This window comes from Pseudoalteromonas sp. SG44-8 (assembly GCF_014164125.1).
In the GTDB taxonomy this organism is placed as follows: Bacteria; Pseudomonadota; Gammaproteobacteria; order Enterobacterales; family Alteromonadaceae; genus Pseudoalteromonas; species Pseudoalteromonas rhizosphaerae.
Genome location: NZ_JACJEQ010000017.1, coordinates 36460 through 53668 on the forward strand (window position 1 = coordinate 36460; position 17209 = coordinate 53668).

The 17209-nt window shown below is 38.7% G+C and carries 13 protein-coding genes; 9 read left to right on the plus strand and 4 right to left on the minus strand.

Translation table 11 applies throughout. From position 1 onward, the window contains the following. Positions 1-52: 52 nt before the first annotated feature. From gyrB to dnaA, 4 genes are read right to left on the minus strand one after another with little or no spacing between them, the layout of a single operon-like run. Positions 53-2479, minus strand: coding sequence for a DNA topoisomerase (ATP-hydrolyzing) subunit B (gene gyrB / locus H5163_RS13810; RefSeq protein WP_182735383.1), 2427 nt, complete (start codon positions 2477-2479; stop codon positions 53-55). Positions 2480-2491: 12 nt separating this feature from the next. After that, positions 2492-3586 carry a DNA replication/repair protein RecF gene (gene recF / locus H5163_RS13815; RefSeq protein WP_145241717.1) on the minus strand — a complete coding sequence of 365 codons (1095 nt, stop codon included), beginning with the start codon at positions 3584-3586 and terminating at the stop codon, positions 2492-2494. Positions 3587-3592: 6 nt separating this feature from the next. Continuing rightward, positions 3593-4696: a DNA polymerase III subunit beta gene (dnaN, locus tag H5163_RS13820; RefSeq protein WP_145241715.1), complete on the minus strand. Its 1104-nt coding sequence runs from the start codon at positions 4694-4696 to the stop codon at positions 3593-3595. A gap of 13 nt (positions 4697-4709) precedes the next feature. Next, positions 4710-6101 (minus strand): chromosomal replication initiator protein DnaA, encoded by a 1392-nt coding sequence (dnaA, locus tag H5163_RS13825; RefSeq protein ID WP_145241713.1) that lies wholly within the window; start codon positions 6099-6101, stop codon positions 4710-4712. Positions 6102-6608: 507 nt separating this feature from the next. On the opposite strand from dnaA, the gene rpmH reads away from it, so the two are divergent. The 9 genes from rpmH (at position 6609) to H5163_RS13870 (ending at position 16763) form a co-directional block, all read left to right on the plus strand. Further along, the gene (gene rpmH, locus H5163_RS13830; RefSeq protein WP_004335215.1) at positions 6609-6743 is read left to right on the plus strand and encodes a 50S ribosomal protein L34; all 135 of its coding nucleotides are present in this window, start codon (positions 6609-6611) and stop codon (positions 6741-6743) included. 7 nt (positions 6744-6750) lie between these two features. After that, positions 6751-7176 carry a ribonuclease P protein component gene (rnpA, locus tag H5163_RS13835; RefSeq protein ID WP_145241711.1) on the plus strand — a complete coding sequence of 142 codons (426 nt, stop codon included), beginning with the start codon at positions 6751-6753 and terminating at the stop codon, positions 7174-7176. A 126-nt stretch (positions 7177-7302) separates the two neighbouring features. Further along, on the plus strand, positions 7303-7578 hold the full coding sequence (gene yidD / locus H5163_RS13840) for a membrane protein insertion efficiency factor YidD (RefSeq protein ID WP_064668255.1): 276 nt from the start codon (positions 7303-7305) through the stop codon (positions 7576-7578). Positions 7579-7586: 8 nt separating this feature from the next. Continuing rightward, complete coding sequence (gene yidC / locus H5163_RS13845; protein WP_145241709.1) at positions 7587-9221, plus strand: membrane protein insertase YidC; 1635 nt, start codon at positions 7587-7589, stop codon at positions 9219-9221. Between the two features lie 126 nt (positions 9222-9347). After that, entirely contained in the window at positions 9348-10712 is a 1365-nt protein-coding gene (gene mnmE, locus H5163_RS13850; RefSeq protein WP_182735384.1) for a tRNA uridine-5-carboxymethylaminomethyl(34) synthesis GTPase MnmE, read from the plus strand. Positions 10713-11323: 611 nt separating this feature from the next. Then, positions 11324-12583, plus strand: coding sequence for an ABC-three component system protein (locus tag H5163_RS13855; RefSeq protein WP_182735385.1), 1260 nt, complete (start codon positions 11324-11326; stop codon positions 12581-12583). Continuing rightward, positions 12576-13253, plus strand: coding sequence for an ABC-three component system middle component 1 (locus H5163_RS13860; protein ID WP_182735386.1), 678 nt, complete (start codon positions 12576-12578; stop codon positions 13251-13253). The genes H5163_RS13855 and H5163_RS13860 overlap by 8 nt, the downstream gene beginning before the upstream one ends. Next, positions 13234-15564, plus strand: coding sequence for an AAA family ATPase (locus H5163_RS13865; RefSeq protein WP_182735387.1), 2331 nt, complete (start codon positions 13234-13236; stop codon positions 15562-15564). Before H5163_RS13860 ends, H5163_RS13865 begins: the two co-directional genes overlap by 20 nt. Before the next feature lie 410 nt (positions 15565-15974). Then, positions 15975-16763: an isocitrate lyase/phosphoenolpyruvate mutase family protein gene (locus H5163_RS13870; RefSeq protein WP_182735388.1), complete on the plus strand. Its 789-nt coding sequence runs from the start codon at positions 15975-15977 to the stop codon at positions 16761-16763. Positions 16764-17209 lie beyond the last annotated feature (446 nt).

Here is a 17209-nt window from a genome sequence, read left to right on the forward strand (position 1 = left end):
AGAAAATAAAAAAGGAGCCTAAGGCTCCTTTTTTGTAATTACTATAATTTAATTATACGTCTAAGTTAACTACACGTAGTGCATTCGTTTCTATGAACTCACGACGCGGCTCAACTTGGTCACCCATCAAGGTTGCGAATAATTGGTCGGCACCAACAGCATCTTCAATGGTTACTTGTAACATGCGACGCGCTGAAGGATCCATGGTAGTTTCCCACAGCTGACTTGGATTCATCTCACCTAGTCCTTTATAGCGCTGGATATATAGCCCACGCTTAGATTCTGCGATCAACCATTCCAATGCATCCACAAAGTTATCAACAGCTAGTGTTTTCTCTCCACGTTGAATATAAGCACCTTCACTTAAGATATTGGCAATGTTAGTACCAGTTACTGCGATGCGTTTATAATCACGTGAAGAGATAAAATCATGGCTCAGTACGTGTGCCTTATCAACACCGTGTTGGCGAATATTGATAACTGGGTAATATAAGTTACGCTCAGTATCATGCTCTGTTGCAGCAGCGAAGATAGTTGCATCTTCATCACGTGCGACTAAGTCATCGACTAACGTTTTGGTCCACTCGATTACTTTAGCTTCATCGGCTAAATCAGTTTCGTTTAGCTCTGTTTGATAGATCAAACGTTCCATAACCGTATTCGGGTATTTACGTTTTAAGCGCTCAATAACTTTAACGGTGTTTTGATAATCATGAACGATAGCCTCTAAAGCTTCACCTTCAAGTGCAGATGCATCAGCACCGGTATAAAGTGAGGCACCATTTAATGCTAATGAAGTTAGGTATTCGACAAGTGCTGGATCATCTTTAATATAGCGCTCTTGTTTACCTTTTTTCACTTTATAAAGTGGTGGTTGAGCAATATAGATATAACCACGTTCAACGATTTCTGGCATTTGACGGTAGAAAAAGGTCAACAGTAACGTACGAATGTGCGAACCATCGACGTCAGCATCGGTCATGATAATGATGCGGTGATAGCGTAATTTTTCAGGGTTATACTCATCGCGGCCAATACCACAACCAAGGGCTGTAATTAACGTGGCAACTTCTTGTGAAGATAACATCTTATCAAAACGCGCTTTCTCTACGTTTAGTATTTTACCTTTAAGCGGAAGAATCGCTTGATTCTTACGGTTACGACCCTGCTTGGCTGATCCGCCAGCAGAGTCCCCTTCCACTATATATAGTTCAGACAGGGCTGGATCTTTTTCTTGGCAATCCGCTAACTTACCAGGTAAACCTGCTAAGTCCATTGCGCCTTTACGACGAGTCATTTCACGGGCTTTACGCGCCGCTTCACGAGCACGAGAAGCATCAATGATTTTACCAACAACTATTTTTGCGTCTACTGGATTTTCTAATAAGAATTCAGTGAATTTCTCAGCCATTGCCTGTTCTACAGCTGATTTAACTTCGCTTGAAACTAGCTTATCTTTGGTTTGTGATGAGAACTTAGGATCAGGAACTTTAACACTAACAACTGCAGTTAAGCCTTCACGGGCATCATCGCCTGTTGCATTACTGGTTGTTTTAGCTTTTTTGTTAAAGCCTTCTTTTTCCATATAGTTGTTAAGTGTACGAGTTAGCGCAGATCTAAAACCGGCTAAGTGAGTACCACCATCACGTTGTGGAATGTTGTTTGTAAAACAGTAAATGTTTTCTTGGTAAGCATCATTCCACTGCATTGATACTTCAACGCTAATACCATCTTCTTCACGTTCATGAGTAAAGTGGAATACACCTTTATGAATAGGTGTCTTGTTACGGTTTAAATACTCAACGAAGGCACGAATACCCCCTTCATATTTAAAGTGGTCTGTTTTATTTTCTTCGCGTTCATCATTTAAAATAATACTCACACCTGAATTCAGGAATGATAACTCGCGTAAGCGCTTAGCTAAAATATCGTAATGGAAATCTAAATTTGTGAAAGTCTCACCACTTGGCCAAAAACGAAGTTCAGTACCTGTGGTTTCTGATTCGCCAATTACAGCTAGTGGCGCATCAGGAACACCCATAGTGTAAAATTGCTCATGTAACTTGCCTTCACGACGAACTGTTAGCTTTAATTTTTCTGAAAGCGCATTTACTACTGAAACACCAACACCGTGTAAGCCGCCTGATACTTTATATGAGTTATCATCAAACTTACCACCAGCATGTAGTACTGTCATAATTACTTCAGCAGCTGACACGCCTTCTTCTTCATGAATTGAAGTTGGAATACCACGGCCGTTATCTCGAACAGAGACTGAACCATCTAAATGAATTGAGACAAAGATGTCATCACAATGACCTGCTAAGGCTTCATCGATAGAGTTATCAACGACTTCAAACACCATGTGGTGTAAGCCTGTGCCATCATCGGTGTCCCCTATATACATTCCAGGACGCTTTCTTACTGCGTCTAATCCTTTTAGTACTTTAATACTCGACGAATCGTAATTCTCAGACATGGTTAATCCCACTTATCTTGTTATTAGGTTGCCATGTTTCACGTGGAACATTTGTAGTTCTCGTTGCATGGGTTCCACCACAGCAGAAATACTTTCAGATTGAATTGTAGAGATAAATATTTGAGAGCTACAGTGCGACAATAACTGTCCTACTTTCTCTTTCGTATCTTCCCCTAACTCTGAAGGTAGATCATCTATTAGCAATATTGATTGCTTTTCTGTCTCTGACTCAATCAAACTATTTTGCGTTACTTTTAACGCATAAAGCAATAGTTTCAATTGACCGCGTGAAAAGGTGTTTTCCACACTATTGCCAGCGACACTAAAACTGAAATCAGCTTTATGCGGCCCTTTATTTGTAAAACCTTGGCGACTATCACGCTCAAAGCTTTGTTCGAGAGCGTCGGCTAGAGATTCATTTTCTTTCCAACCAGCATAAAAACTTATTTCTAAATCGCGTATAAGCGTTAATTCTGCACACATTTTATCAAAAAATTGCTGCTTAAACCTACTTATATACGCAATTCGTAAATTATTTATTTGGTCTGCCAGTCTAACAAATTCTTTATCCCAAAACTTGATTTGATCAAAATAATTCTTAGGCTTACTTTTCAATAATGCATTACGTTGCTTTAATACTTTATTGAAAGATTGCCACAAATAAAAAAAGTCTTGTTCCACGTGGAACAATCCTAAATCTAAAAATTTTCGGCGTTCTTTTGGACCTCCAAAAAACAACGAATAGCTTTCAGGGGTGATCACTTGTACTGGCATTAACTGGGCAAGTTCAGACACTCGACGACTAGACTTACCCTGTATTTTTAATTCGGTCTCACCACTTAAAGTCTTACTAATACCGATTGGAATTGATAAGTTATAAAGTGATTTACGACCATGAATGGTGAATTTTTCTTTATGGTGCGTAATGATACTTTTGTGTTTTGGGGTGCGGAAAGACTTGCCATGAGAAAGGTAATAAATAGCCTCAAGAAGGCTGGTTTTGCCACTGCCATTTTCACCATAAATTATGTTAATACCATTCACTGGCTCTACAGTGAGTGCCTCAATATTCCGAAAATTATTGAGGCTCAAATGACTTAAACTCATAGTGCCTTATAAGCGCATTGGCATAACAACGTACATGGCTTCTTCATCGCCAGCACCTTCTATCAATGCACTACTATTTGAATCAGCAAGCGTAAATAAAACGTCTTCTGTTTTTAATGTATTTAATACATCTAAAACATACGATACGTTAAAGCCAATTTCTAAGTCATCACCTTGATAGCTCACTTCAACCACTTCCTCAGCTTGCTCTTGCTCTGGGTTGTTGGCGGTAATTTTTAATAGTCCGTTCGATAAGTTTAACCGTACACCTCTAAACTTCTCGTTCGATAAAATAGATACCCGTTGAAACGCACTGCGTAACCATTCACGATTTGCGGTAATCACTTTATCACCACCACGTGGCAATACTCGGCGGTAATCAGGAAAACGCCCATCAACTAATTTACTAGTAAAAGTAAACTCTGTATCTAAAATACGAATATGATTTGCACCAAATTGAATTGTCACCAACTCATCATCAGCAACCATTAGCCGCATAATTTCTTGTACGCCTTTACGCGGAATTATTAGCTGACGTTGAGTGTTTAACGATTGCGTTAATTGTTTTTGCGCAATTGCTAAACGGTGACCATCAGTAGCCACTGTTTTTATATCAGTATTATCTACTTCAAACGACATACCATTTAAGTAATAGCGTACGTCTTGATTGGCCATCGAAAAGTGAGTGCTTTCAAGTAACTTTCGCAGTTCTAAGCGCGTTAGTTGAAATTCAACTTCACCGTCCCACTGCTCAAGATTAGGAAAGTCTTCCGCAGCGAGTGTAGTTAATGAAAAGCGACTTTTTCCACTAGTCAGTAATAGTTGGTGATCTTGACTGCTCAACGTTAAATCTGAACCGTCTGGCAGACTTTTACAAATATCGAGTAATTTTTTAGCTGGCAAAGTCAATTTAGTATCAGCGGTATCATCGCCAACAAAAACCTTTGCAACAAGTTCAATCTCAAGGTCTGTACCTGTCATTGAAAGCTCGCCATTTTCAACCTCTAACAAAACGTTAGATAAAATTGGCAAGGTATGCTTGCGTTCAATTGCGCCGGATACTTGCACCAAAGGTTTTAAAAATTGTTCTCTTGATATAGTTATTTGCATAATAAAGTCAGCCCTAAGATGACAATGTTCTTATTAGGTTTTGGTAATCTTCTTTCACTTCGTGGCTTTCATCACGTAGTGATTTAATCTTTCTGCAAGCATGCAATACTGTAGTGTGGTCGCGGCCACCAAAGGCATCACCAATCTCAGGTAAGCTGTGATTGGTAAGTTCTTTAGACAGTGCCATAGCAACTTGACGAGGTCTTGCGATAGAGCGGCTGCGGCGCTTAGATAGCAGGTCTGAGACACGAATACGATAATATTCAGCAACCGTACGTTGAATATTGTCTATCGTGACCAGTTTGTCCTGCAAAGCGAGTAAGTCACGTAATGCTTCTTTTACAAAGTCGATCGAAATTGGTCGACCAGTAAAGTTTGCATTAGCAATCACACGATTAAGCGCGCCCTCTAACTCACGCACATTTGAACGTAATTTTTTAGCGATAAAAAAGGCCACTTCGTGAGGTAAATTAATTTTACTCTGCTGGGCTTTTTTCATCAAAATAGCCACTCGCGTTTCAAGCTCTGGCGGCTCAATCGCGATGGTTAAACCCCAACCAAAACGTGATTTAAGGCGATCTTCAACTCCTTCAATCTCTTTTGGATAACGATCTGAGGTTAAAATAATTTGTTGGTTACCTTCAAGTAATGCATTGAAAGTATGAAAGAATTCTTCTTGAGAGCGTTCTTTGTTAGCAAAAAACTGAATATCATCGATCATTAAAGCATCAACACTGCGGTAATAACGCTTAAATTCTTCAATAGCATTATTTTGCAGGGCTTTAACCATATCTTGCACAAAGCGTTCTGAGTGCATATAAACAATTTTTGCATCTGGCTTATTTGCCATAATGCCATTGCCAACCGCATGTAATAAATGCGTTTTACCTAAACCCGTTCCACCATATATAAATACTGGGTTAAAAGCTGCACCAGGATTATCCGCAACTTGCGTCGCAGCAGCTTTTGCTAACTGGTTAGATTTACCTTCAACAAAACTATCAAAGGTGTAGTTTTCTTTAATGTTTGATTTGTAACCAGACTTAGGAGCAGGCTCAACCACAGCTTTAGCTGCTTTTGGTTGCTGCTTTGCTGCCGGCTGATTCATCGGGGTCGCAGAGCCAGTTGTTGCAGGCGCGATCACTTGCGCATTGTGGATTGGCTTGCTACCTACATCAAAGCGTAACTCTGGCGCTTCATCCTTACAAATCTCAACAAGTAATTCATTAATTCGGTTTAAGTACTTTTCTCTTACCCAATCAAGCACAAAGCGATTAGGTGCATAAATCGTCAGGGTATCTTCGGTACTTTCTGCTTGTAGTGGTCTTACCCACATACTGAACTGCTGCGAAGGCAGTTCATCTTGCAATACATATAAACAACTTTGCCAAACCGACAGATACACAGTTAAACTCCCAAAGACTTAGTATTTATTCCCGGTCATCTTTAGTGGCCGGAAATCATACATTTATTACTATTATTTAGGCAATTTATTAACCCAAGACCGAGTATTATGAATGCACTTTATCCACAAGTACAAGATTGATTTTTTTGAAAAATATGATCTGGCTAAAAAAAACAAGCAAGACATTGATTTTTAATAGCAATTATTTTTAACTTCAAAGTATGATCATAGCAAAAAAGGGCTTGGATCGCGATCAAATTATGTGATCTATTTTACTTACCCCAAGCTTTTATGCACTTTTTATACAGAGCCTGTGGAAAACTTCTTTAATATAAGGATCCTAGCAGATCCTGCCAACAGATCTATTATCACCCCTCTATTATAAATGCGATTATGGTTGACTTTAAGGCACTTCATCGATAATATCTCGCGCTCGCAATGGCACCTGTGCCAGGATCGCGACCTGCATAGGATGTTTTAACCTTTAACCGATCGGATGGAATTGTTATGAAAAGAACTTTTCAACCTAGCGTTTTAAAACGCAAACGTGCACACGGTTTCCGTGCTCGCATGGCAACTGTAAATGGCCGTAAAGTATTAGCTCGTCGCCGCGCTAAAGGCCGCAAAGTTCTTTCTGCTTAATATATAAGTGGAAGACTTTAACTTTGGCAGGGAGTTACGTCTGTTAACTCCCTCGCATTACTCTCGCATCTTTAATGAACCCGCTCGGGCCGCAACTCCTTTTTTTACCTTATTAGCAAAACCCAATGACCAAGCAAAACCTCGCTTAGGACTCACTGTCGCTAAAAAACGGGTTAAAAAAGCTTGCCAACGAAACCGTATTAAACGTCTTGCTCGCGAAAGTTTTCGTTTAAACCAACACACTATTGATAATGTCGATATTGTGCTGATGGTTAAAAGTGGTATTGATGAACAGTCAAATGAAGAGCTAACTAAACAACTCACTAAATTATGGCGCAAGATTAACGAACGCTGTAAACCTGGTGCACCAAAACCACCGCCGTTTAAAAAACGCCCCAACAAATCGGCTAAATCCAATAAACAGAGCCAATAGCAATAGAATTACATGGTTAATTAAGGTATCTTTAGCTCACCTTTTAATCATGCATTTAAAATTCCATTTTGGGCGTTTAAATTCATGGTATCCATTCACTAAATATTACGCAGAGGCTTGAACATCATGAGGTTACTAAAACCACTTGTTGCTTTTCCTAAGCGCTGTTTAGTGTTATTAATTCGTGGTTATCAAAAGTGGATTAGTCCGCTGTTAGGTCCGCATTGTCGCTTTAATCCAACCTGCTCTAGTTATGCTATTCAAGCAATTAATTTGCATGGATCTGTAAAAGGGAGTTGGTTAGCGGTTAAACGCATATTAAAATGTCATCCTTTACATTCAGGTGGGGATGATCCCGTACCTGAAAAATTAACCCATATTAACCACCAACACGAGAAATAAGAGCTGTTATGGAATCGCAACGCACGTTTTTATTCATCGGCCTGATGCTTGTATCGTTTTTATTGTTCCAAGAGTGGAATAAAGACTACAACGCACCAAAAGTCGATCCTAGTGCCAACACACAAACACTACAAACTAATTCCCCTGACTCTGATGATTATGTTCCATCATCAACCGATGGTGAATTACCAACTGCAGCAACAACCGCGAAACGTTCAGTTATTGAAATTACTACTGACGTATTCAAAGTTAAAATTGACACCCGTGGTGGTGATATTGTTGAAGCTGACTTACTGCAATACGAAGAAACAAAAGGCAGCGAAACGCCTTATATGTTACTTGGTGAGTTTGATGGTAAACAATACTTCTCTCAGAGTGGTTTAATAGGCTTAAATGGCCCAGATGCATCTGCAGAAGGTCGCCCGGTTTATCACTCTGAGCAAAAAACATTTGCTTTAACAGGTGACGAACTTCGCGTACCACTTACATTTACTGATAGCAAAGGTGTTAGTTTTACTAAAACGTATGTATTCAAAAAAGGTCAATACGATGTTGCTTTAGAATACTCAGTAAATAACACCACCGCAGAGCCAATTCAAGTACAGCTGTATACGCAAGTAAAACGCACAGTACAAGATAAAGGCAGCTTAGTTGACCAAAACTACTTAGGTGCTGCCTATGGTTCTGCTGAGGAAAAGTACGAGAAATATAGCTTTTCTGATATGGCCGACAAAAACCTTAGCATTAATACCCAAGGTGGTTATATTGCTTTTATTCAGCACTACTTTGTAAGTGCGTGGGTTCCTTCGCAAGAACAGCAAAATACCCTTTACAGCTTAATTGCTAAAGGCAACGCAGCAATTATTGGTGCTAAAGGTGAGCCGATAAATGTACAAGCGAACCAACAAGCAACTCTTGGTGCAACTTACTATATGGGCCCTAAAGAGTCGGATATACTTGAAGCTATTCATCCGAACTTAGATTTAACTGTCGATTACGGTTGGTTATGGTTTATCTCACAGCCGTTATTTATACTATTAAAATGGCTACATAGCATACTAGGTAACTGGGGTGTGGCAATTATCGCCATTACTGTGATTGTTAAATCAGCAATGTACCCACTTACCAAAGCGCAATATACGTCAATGGCGAAGATGCGTGCCCTACAGCCTAAAATGGCTGCATTAAAAGAAAAGTTTGGTGATGACCGTCAAAAATTCGGCCAAGCAACCATGGAAATGTACCGCAAAGAGAAAGTAAACCCTATGGGTGGCTGTTTCCCTATTTTGCTGCAAATGCCAATTTTCTTAGCGCTATTTTATGTATTCTTAGAATCAACAGAACTGCGTCATGCTGAATTTATTTTTTGGTTAACTGACTTATCTGCGAAAGACCCATACTACGTATTACCAATTTTATTTGGTGCAAGTATGTTTATAACGCAAAAGCTACAACCAATGACGGTAACTGATCCGATGCAACAAAAGATGATGACCTTTATGCCGGTTATCTTCTCAGTGTTCTTCCTTTGGTTCCCATCTGGTCTAGTACTTTACTGGTTAGTATCAAACCTTATCTCTATCGCACAGATGCTGATCATCTATCGCGGTATGGAAAAGCAAGGAATAAAAGTCAGGGGCTAATTTGCTCAGTTACTTAAATTAAGGCGACCATTGGTCGCCTTTTTTATTGCCCGCTATTCGCCAGTCATAACTGCATAGGTTACAATACGCCCATACCATTACTCTTTAAGTTGGCAAATTATTAGCATGATCAATCAAGACACAATTGCAGCACAAGCAACCGCACCTGGTCGTGGTGGCGTTGGTATTATTCGCGTTTCTGGCAGTTTAGTAAAAATCGTCGCCGAACAGATTATTGGTCGTTGCCCTAAGGTGCGTTACGCCGATTACGTGCCATTTAACAGTCTTGCTGGCGAGCAACTTGATCAAGGTATTGCTATTTATTTTGCCGGGCCAAACTCCTTCACTGGCGAAGATGTACTTGAACTACAAGGCCATGGCGGTCCTGTAGTACTGGATATGCTACTTAAAGAAATTAGCCAAATTGAAGGTGTGCGATTAGCAAAGCCAGGCGAGTTTTCTGAGCGCGCCTTTATGAACGACAAAATGGACTTAACCCAAGCAGAAGCAATTGCTGACTTAATTAATGCCACTTCAGAACAAGCAGCCAAAAGCGCCTTACAATCACTCCAGGGCGAGTTCTCTAAGCACATTGATACCTTAGTTGAAAAAGTCATTCACTTGCGTATGTACGTTGAAGCGGCCATTGATTTTCCCGATGAGGAAATAGACTTTTTATCTGACGGTAAAGTCTCTGGTGATCTAAATGCTATTATCACCCAGCTAAGCAATGTGACCAATCAAGCAAAACAAGGCAGCATTATGCGTGAAGGTATGCGCGTGGTGATTGCTGGGCGCCCTAACGCAGGCAAATCTAGTTTACTAAATGCACTTGCAGGGCGTGAAGCCGCTATTGTTACTGAAATTGCCGGCACCACCCGTGACGTACTACGAGAACACATTCACATTGATGGCATGCCGCTACATATTATAGATACTGCAGGCCTGCGGGAAAGCCCAGACCGCGTTGAGCAAATAGGCATTGAACGCGCATGGGATGAAATAAAACAAGCCGACCGCGTGTTGTTTATGCTTGATGGCACTGATACCAAAGACACTGACCCACATGCTATTTGGCCAGAGTTTATGGCCAAACTACCTGCCGGTATGGGCGTAACCGTGATCAGAAATAAAGCCGATTTATCGGGTGACGAAGTAGGTATGAGCGAAAACCAGCAATATCCAGTGATCAGCTTAAGTGCTAAAAATGCTGATGGTATAGAGTTAGTTCGTACTCACTTAAAAGCATGTATAGGTTTTCAGGGAGCTACCGAAGGCGGTTTTATGGCCCGCCGTCGTCACTTGGATGCACTCGATAGCGCAGCTCATCATTTACAAACTGGCAAAGACCAATTAGAGATGCATATTGCCGGTGAGATCCTAGCTGAAGAACTACGTTTAACACAAAACTACTTAAACGAGATCACCGGTGAATTTACCTCTGACGATCTACTTGGCAAAATTTTCAGCTCGTTTTGTATCGGTAAATAACAAGGTAAACTAAAGGAAACAAACATCCAACGAAAGTTAAAATATCTAATTTATTCATAAATCTAATAGATTTTTAATCTTTCAATAGTTTCCTTTAGTTACATAATATGGGTCTTGAATGGCCCACCACTCTCTTTGTTATGGGCCACTATTGGTCCACCAAAGAGGAAGTTATTATAGATCGTAAACGAAAAGAGGCTATGACCACCCTACCAAGTCTATTTCAATAAAGGAGATTAGATTGGGAAACGGGGAAAATATAATAAAAACAGATAAATATAAATTTATTTACCTTCCCGCTTTATTTGAAAAGCCAGTTGTATCTAGGAGGTGTAAAAGCGTCGAGTGCTTGCCACTCAGAGCACCGCATACCTCTTGGATAACCTTCACTACGCAGAGAAAAGCCAGTCAAACTAGAAATCGCCCGCAGGGTTGCGAAGCAAGGGGGCCCCGCTTGCGGGGTTCCGATTTATAGCTTTACGGGACTTGAATTCAAGAGTGGTTTAGTTCAATAAATGAGAGGAAATTGTTTAATAATAATAGAAGCGACTGAGTGAGTTTGCTATGTTATTGACATACTTAAATTTTGCTCTTTGAAGAAGATAATATATATGGATGTTCCAAAAAAAATAAGAGATAGCAGTGCGATAGCTTCATGGAGTGGTTTTATATATCAAGGAAAAGTTGCTCTCTATCATTGTATTCACTTACTCAACGATGAAAGTTATAGACCATGCAACTTAAAGGTAGAGTCTCTTGATGATTTTGTTATTTATAGTCAGGAAGATAAGGCTTTAAGTCTTCATCAAGTAAAAGCTAGAGTAGATAGTAAACGCTCTGCATATAATTCAGCAGTTCAACAGGCAGCAGAGATTGCAGCATATGGAATTGATAAAAATACTAAACGCTGGTTTCATGTTGCTCGTGAACTAGATGACTTTTCTCCATTTAATCCAACCAACACTACGCAAAACAAAGTTGAGTTTTATCGCTATAATGATGGCAACCAATACCTTCAGCTGGACCAAGTTAACGCCAAACTTGAGAAAGTAACCTCGGACTATTTAGCAAAAGCTAAACTAAACAGCTCTCCACTACTAATACAGTATAAGCTTGCCTTGCTCTATACGTTACTTGATACAAAAGTTATATCAGCTCATTCCAAAATTCACAATGAGGGTGAAATAAAGTTTAACGCAGCTAATAAAACTCCAATTTTATTTACTGAGATTGAGGAATGTTTAAAATCAGAAGTCCTAGATGATACCGATGAACGCATGGTTTTGAACAGATTTAAGCGCAACTTACTCGAAAGAACGGATCTTCTTATCGAAAGTAATGAAACTTCATCACAAATATCACTTATAGATATATTAGCTTGCCGAAACGCTATTGCCCATATGGATCTGTCAAAGCTGAAGAGGCTCTATTATGCTAAAAAGCCAAATATAGCCTCTGTTACCGTTGAAGGATTTAGTCATGACAGTGTAGAAAACTATATGGATATAATTGCACTTATTAGGAAATTAGTAGTTGCCTCTGATCTTCCTCATTATCACCAACAAATATTTGGCACATATCTACCAACAGCTATTCAATTAAAAAAAATCAATGAGAAGCTATCTTTATCAGAAATACAAAACAATGTTGAAGCATTACGAGAAAACTCAATAATTCAGGATATTTTGTACGAATATAACAATTTAATTGTTGAAATGAAGCATCCCCCTTTCCCACTCAGTGAAGCTTCAAAAATAACGGGAAAGTTTATAGATGTTTCAGAAGATGATGAAGACAAGAACCGACTCACAAAAATTCATAACGTAAGATTCATCTCAACGGAAGATGCTCAAGGGGAACTAAATGATTAAACAGATTATTCAACAAGTAGCGGAAAAGTCACCTTGTCAATTTCAACAGTTGGAATCTCCATTTGAAGAATTAGATTTTTATGAAGCAAAAGATTCTCGCTTCCAGCGCTTCCTTGTTGTTCTAGAAGTCAATCAGCTATGCTCTCCATCTAAGCTAAATGCTCAAGTGCAAGATAAAACCCCTGAAAGCCTTCTAACAAAACCATCTTTTGCTAAGAATACTGACTTGGTTATCTTATTCAAGTTGGACGAGCTTACAGAGCTTCCGCAGCAGGAGCATAGTATTTTTGATATTGAAGAAAATGCCTATAGCCTCAAAAAACATGTTTTATATTATACAACAAAGGAACTAGACCAGCTAAAACAATACCTTGATAGAGGTGAAGACATAGACTCATTAATATCCAGCTCTGAAGCTTTTACACGCTATAAAGAAAATCCAAGCGAGGAAACTGCTTTTAGCTTGACCTGCCGTCTTTTTGTCAAACTTCCTTTTTTAGCTGCTCCAATACAAGAGTCAACTTTAGAAGACGCAAATAAAATTGCGGATCAGCTGCTAAGCGAGAAGCAACTTTTAACCTTCTTCCAATCAATAGAGCTACAACTTGATAAAGGTAGTGAATATAAAAAAGTCATGGAGACACTAATAGATGAACAAATGGCGAATTAATCGACTAAAAATAAATGGCTTCAAAGTATTCTCTTCCTTCGAAGAGCATTATGAAAGTGACCTAATCATCTATGATGGACCAAATGGATTTGGTAAAACATCTCTATTTGATGCTAAACAGCTACTTTTCCGTGGGAAGCTACCTAGAATTACAGCTCGATTAAAACCAGTTACCCCTAATAAACATAGCTTTAAAAGTAATCTTTATAGGCATAATGGTTATACTGGTGATATCTGTATTGTGGCTGAGCTAACTAATGGCAGCGAATCAATAAGCATTATGCGTAAGGCTGAAGCTAATGAAATGAAGTCCAAAAAGAACAAGCCTAGTGAGTTCTCTATTTTTAAGTTATATCAGCTAGTAAGCTTCAATGACTGGACATCTGCAAAAGCAATTAACGATGAGAATGCGTTCTGGCAGCAACACTTAGGGAGTAACTTTCAAAAAAACTTCGACGTATTAAACTACCTTCAGCAAGATAGCAAAGCATTGGTCATTCCAGATGGTTGCTGCGGAGATACAACTCGAACCAAGCAAATTGAACATCTTATCAATTTAGATGAACTTGAGGCTAGAAGGGAAAATATTAATAACCTAAAAGAAGCTCGAAAATCAGCTTACGACCTAGAAGTAAAAAACAAAGACTTATTAGATAAAGAAATTAATCAACTAAAGCAGCAGTTATCTGCACCTGGAGAAGCAGCAGAGTATTGCCGACTGACTACTATGGAGCCAACTCCAATCTGGGATTCAGAGGCACCTCTAACAATTGAGCGCGTGGCTGATTACCCGAATCAACTTGCACAGGTGAATCTTATTAAAACACTTCTCGAGCACTCTAGCGAGATCGAGTTGCGAGAAAGAAACAGGAAGAAAAGAGCTTTCTTACAGACAAAAGAGTTTGCTTTAGCCATAAACCTTGCTCCGCATTTTCATAAACTACAAAAGTTAAAAAACTTACGTGAACAAAGAAAACCATTGAATCAAGCAATAAACATTGCCAAAAAGAACGCAACTGCACTAAAAGAAATTGACTTACCACCACTCAAACAATCATTGACAGATCAGTTCGATGACTTTTGTGAGCTAGTTAAGGCTAAAGAAAAATTCCAAGCTTACCAAGGCAAAATAGAGGAAACAAAAAACAAAACTCTAGAGTTAAGAAGTCGATTAAAAGCGGCTATTAATCAGGATGAGGCTCACTGTCCTCTGTGTGGTTTTGATTACAATGAGCAAAAATTGCTCATTGATGCGATAGATACTCGAACAAAAACAATTGAAAGAGAGCTTGATGAAAATGGACAAAAAGTTGCTAGCTATACGCAAAAAATTAGTATAACCCTACAAACACTAATTCCAAAACTTGAACAACAACTAGTAAAAATAGATACAGAGTTCAACCCTGTGCTACTTCGTGAATTGGAGTTGAATGAGCATCAATCACTGCGTCTAATCAAAATCGCAGAGCGTGTTCAAAACATAAATATTACACTACCAACTGAATACTTAGAAACTCCAGAGCAAAAAGCAGAACAAGTTGAGATTGTGCGTCAACAAATACAATCGTCATTTGAAGCTGAAAGCGACTTACTTTCAGAGCAGGCTTTCGCTTTCTATCATAGTACTTTTAGTAACTCTGAAGAGCTTAAGGTCATTACTCAAGATTTAATTAAAAAGAAACTCGCTTATCTACATAACGAGTACAACAACCTTATCAGCAAAACACATGAAATAAAGCTAATAGCTTTCAACCAATCCCAAGCAAGGTTAGAGGCTATTAGCAAGGTAGAGAATAAGTTAAAAGAAACTGAAAAGCAGCTCAATTTAGCTCGTAATACGTATATAAACAAAACACTTGGTGAGATTGAATTACTGTTCCACATATACAGTGGACGCTTATTACAAAATATGCAGACTGGATTAGGAATTTTTTTAGAGCGAACTGAGGGAACTCAAAAAGATACTCCTTTGCAGTTTAAAACAGCAAAGGGAAATGAACACGATGCTGTTCTCTCTATGAGCAGCGGGCAAATCAGCGCCTTAGCACTGGCCTTATTTCTTGCTCTTAACAAAAAATATGCAGAAACAGCTTTTGTTTTCATTGATGATCCTACGCAGTGTATGGATGAAATCAATATCGCATCTCTCAGTGATTTATTAAGAGTAGAATTTCGAGATCGACAAGTAATAATGTCAACCCATGAACAAGACATAGCTAATTATTTGATATACCGCTACGGTAAAGCAGGATTATCACATAAAAAGATAAATCTTTTAAAGAAACATAGAGATGAACATATAAATAATTAGCCCCACAAAAAAATAAACTTTTAAGGCGGATTGGCGACGAGTCGTCCGTCGAGGCCACTGCTCATGATGCCTCGACATCCGATCCGCCTTGAATAATTGCAGGGCCAGAAGAGGGATAGAGATTTGAGCTCACCAAAAGGTGTTGCAATCTCTGATCACTGTGATAATTTTAATGTTGAACTCGCTCGTAATGAGCATAAAGAAAAAGGGCGTATTAAATGCCCGTAACACGTTCCTGAGGAGCTGCATTCGCAGCATTATGGGTCACACGACCACCCCCTATAAATAACAGTAGTTCGCGCTGTATTTCAACATAACTCACACTAAAATTTACGTTCAGTGCCGAATTTGGCCAGCGTAGTCACCGTAATCTTTTTATAGTCATAATGAAATTCACTTTTGAGATCATTATGAATAAATACCAAACCTTTCATCAATTACATAAACAAGACCAATTATTTTTATTACCAAATGCGTGGGATCCATTAAGCGCTCGTATATTAGCTGATGCTGGTTTTGCTGCTATCGCCACAACAAGTTGGGGGATGGCCCAATCTCGAGGTCAAGAAGATGGCGAACAATGCTCATTTGAGGAGTTTATAAGTCAGCTAAAACCAATAATCGATGCTGTTAATATTGCTGTTTCTGTGGATATTGAATCAGGTTACAGTAATGACGTAAGCACTATTTGTCAGCATGTTTTGGCCGTAGCCAAATTAGGTGCTGTCGGTATTAATATTGAGGATTCAGATAAAAAAACAGCTCAGTTACGCTCCCTAGAACACCAAGTAGAGATCCTTAAATCGATTAAAAATACACTTAAAAAGTATGGTTTTTCACAGCTATTTATCAATGCTAGAACTGATTGCTACAGCCAAAATATGGCTTCTCTTGAACATGTAATAACTCGATCTTTGGCTTATCAAGACGCTGGCGTTGATGGTATTTTTATCCCTGGATTATCCGATTTAACAGCAATAAAGCAAATAACAACGACACTTAAGGTGCCACTTAACGTGATGGCACAGCCATTAAAAAGTGATTTCCTTTGCGATAATAGTAGTAATAGCAGCTCATTATTTGCACATGGCGTGCAAAGATATACGCTTGGTAATGCACTATTTGATGCCACAAAAGCCTATATTTTTACCGCTAGCAGTACTTTTAATAGCACAAAAAGTAGCGATCATTTATTCTAATCGGAGTTTTAAAAGCTATTTATACAAAATTAAAATCATAATTAGTGATAAAAATAGCAACTAATTTAGAAATTGATCAGCACAAGCTCAAATTGTTATCCACAATTTGGGCTTTTTTGATCATTTTTAACTGAGAGGCATATAAAAAGTACTCAATTTATTAGCTCAAACAGTATAAATCGAGCAATAAACCCACTAAATCAACTTTAATTGCCATTAATTACTAATTTAGCACCCTACTTGAAATATTTTTTGGCATTTCATAAATTAATTTATAGCCAAAACGATCGTTATCAACAGGCGATCTATCCACATTATGATCACTCGTTTTAAAACTCTTAATAAAACGAAAATTCACCACTCATAAAACATAAAATCAATAGCTTAGTAAAATAAAAATAAGATCTTATGTTTTTACTACCCAGCTTTCCCACTTTTTATCAACA

Bases quoted from the DNA above. Each gene is read 5' to 3' on its own strand.
- gyrB (WP_182735383.1), bottom strand. From the start codon at position 2,479: ATGTCTGAGAATTACGATTCGTCGAGTATTAAAGTACTAAAAGGATTA.
- recF (WP_145241717.1), bottom strand. From the start codon at position 3,586: ATGAGTTTAAGTCATTTGAGCCTCAATAATTTTCGGAATATTGAGGCA.
- dnaN (WP_145241715.1), bottom strand. From the start codon at position 4,696: ATGCAAATAACTATATCAAGAGAACAATTTTTAAAACCTTTGGTGCAA.
- rpmH (WP_004335215.1), top strand. From the start codon at position 6,609: ATGAAAAGAACTTTTCAACCTAGCGTTTTAAAACGCAAACGTGCACAC.
- yidD (WP_064668255.1), top strand. From the start codon at position 7,303: ATGAGGTTACTAAAACCACTTGTTGCTTTTCCTAAGCGCTGTTTAGTG.
- yidC (WP_145241709.1), top strand. From the start codon at position 7,587: ATGGAATCGCAACGCACGTTTTTATTCATCGGCCTGATGCTTGTATCG.
- mnmE (WP_182735384.1), top strand. From the start codon at position 9,348: ATGATCAATCAAGACACAATTGCAGCACAAGCAACCGCACCTGGTCGT.
- H5163_RS13855 (WP_182735385.1), top strand. From the start codon at position 11,324: ATGGATGTTCCAAAAAAAATAAGAGATAGCAGTGCGATAGCTTCATGG.
- H5163_RS13860 (WP_182735386.1), top strand. From the start codon at position 12,576: ATGATTAAACAGATTATTCAACAAGTAGCGGAAAAGTCACCTTGTCAA.
- H5163_RS13865 (WP_182735387.1), top strand. From the start codon at position 13,234: ATGAACAAATGGCGAATTAATCGACTAAAAATAAATGGCTTCAAAGTA.
- H5163_RS13870 (WP_182735388.1), top strand. From the start codon at position 15,975: ATGAATAAATACCAAACCTTTCATCAATTACATAAACAAGACCAATTA.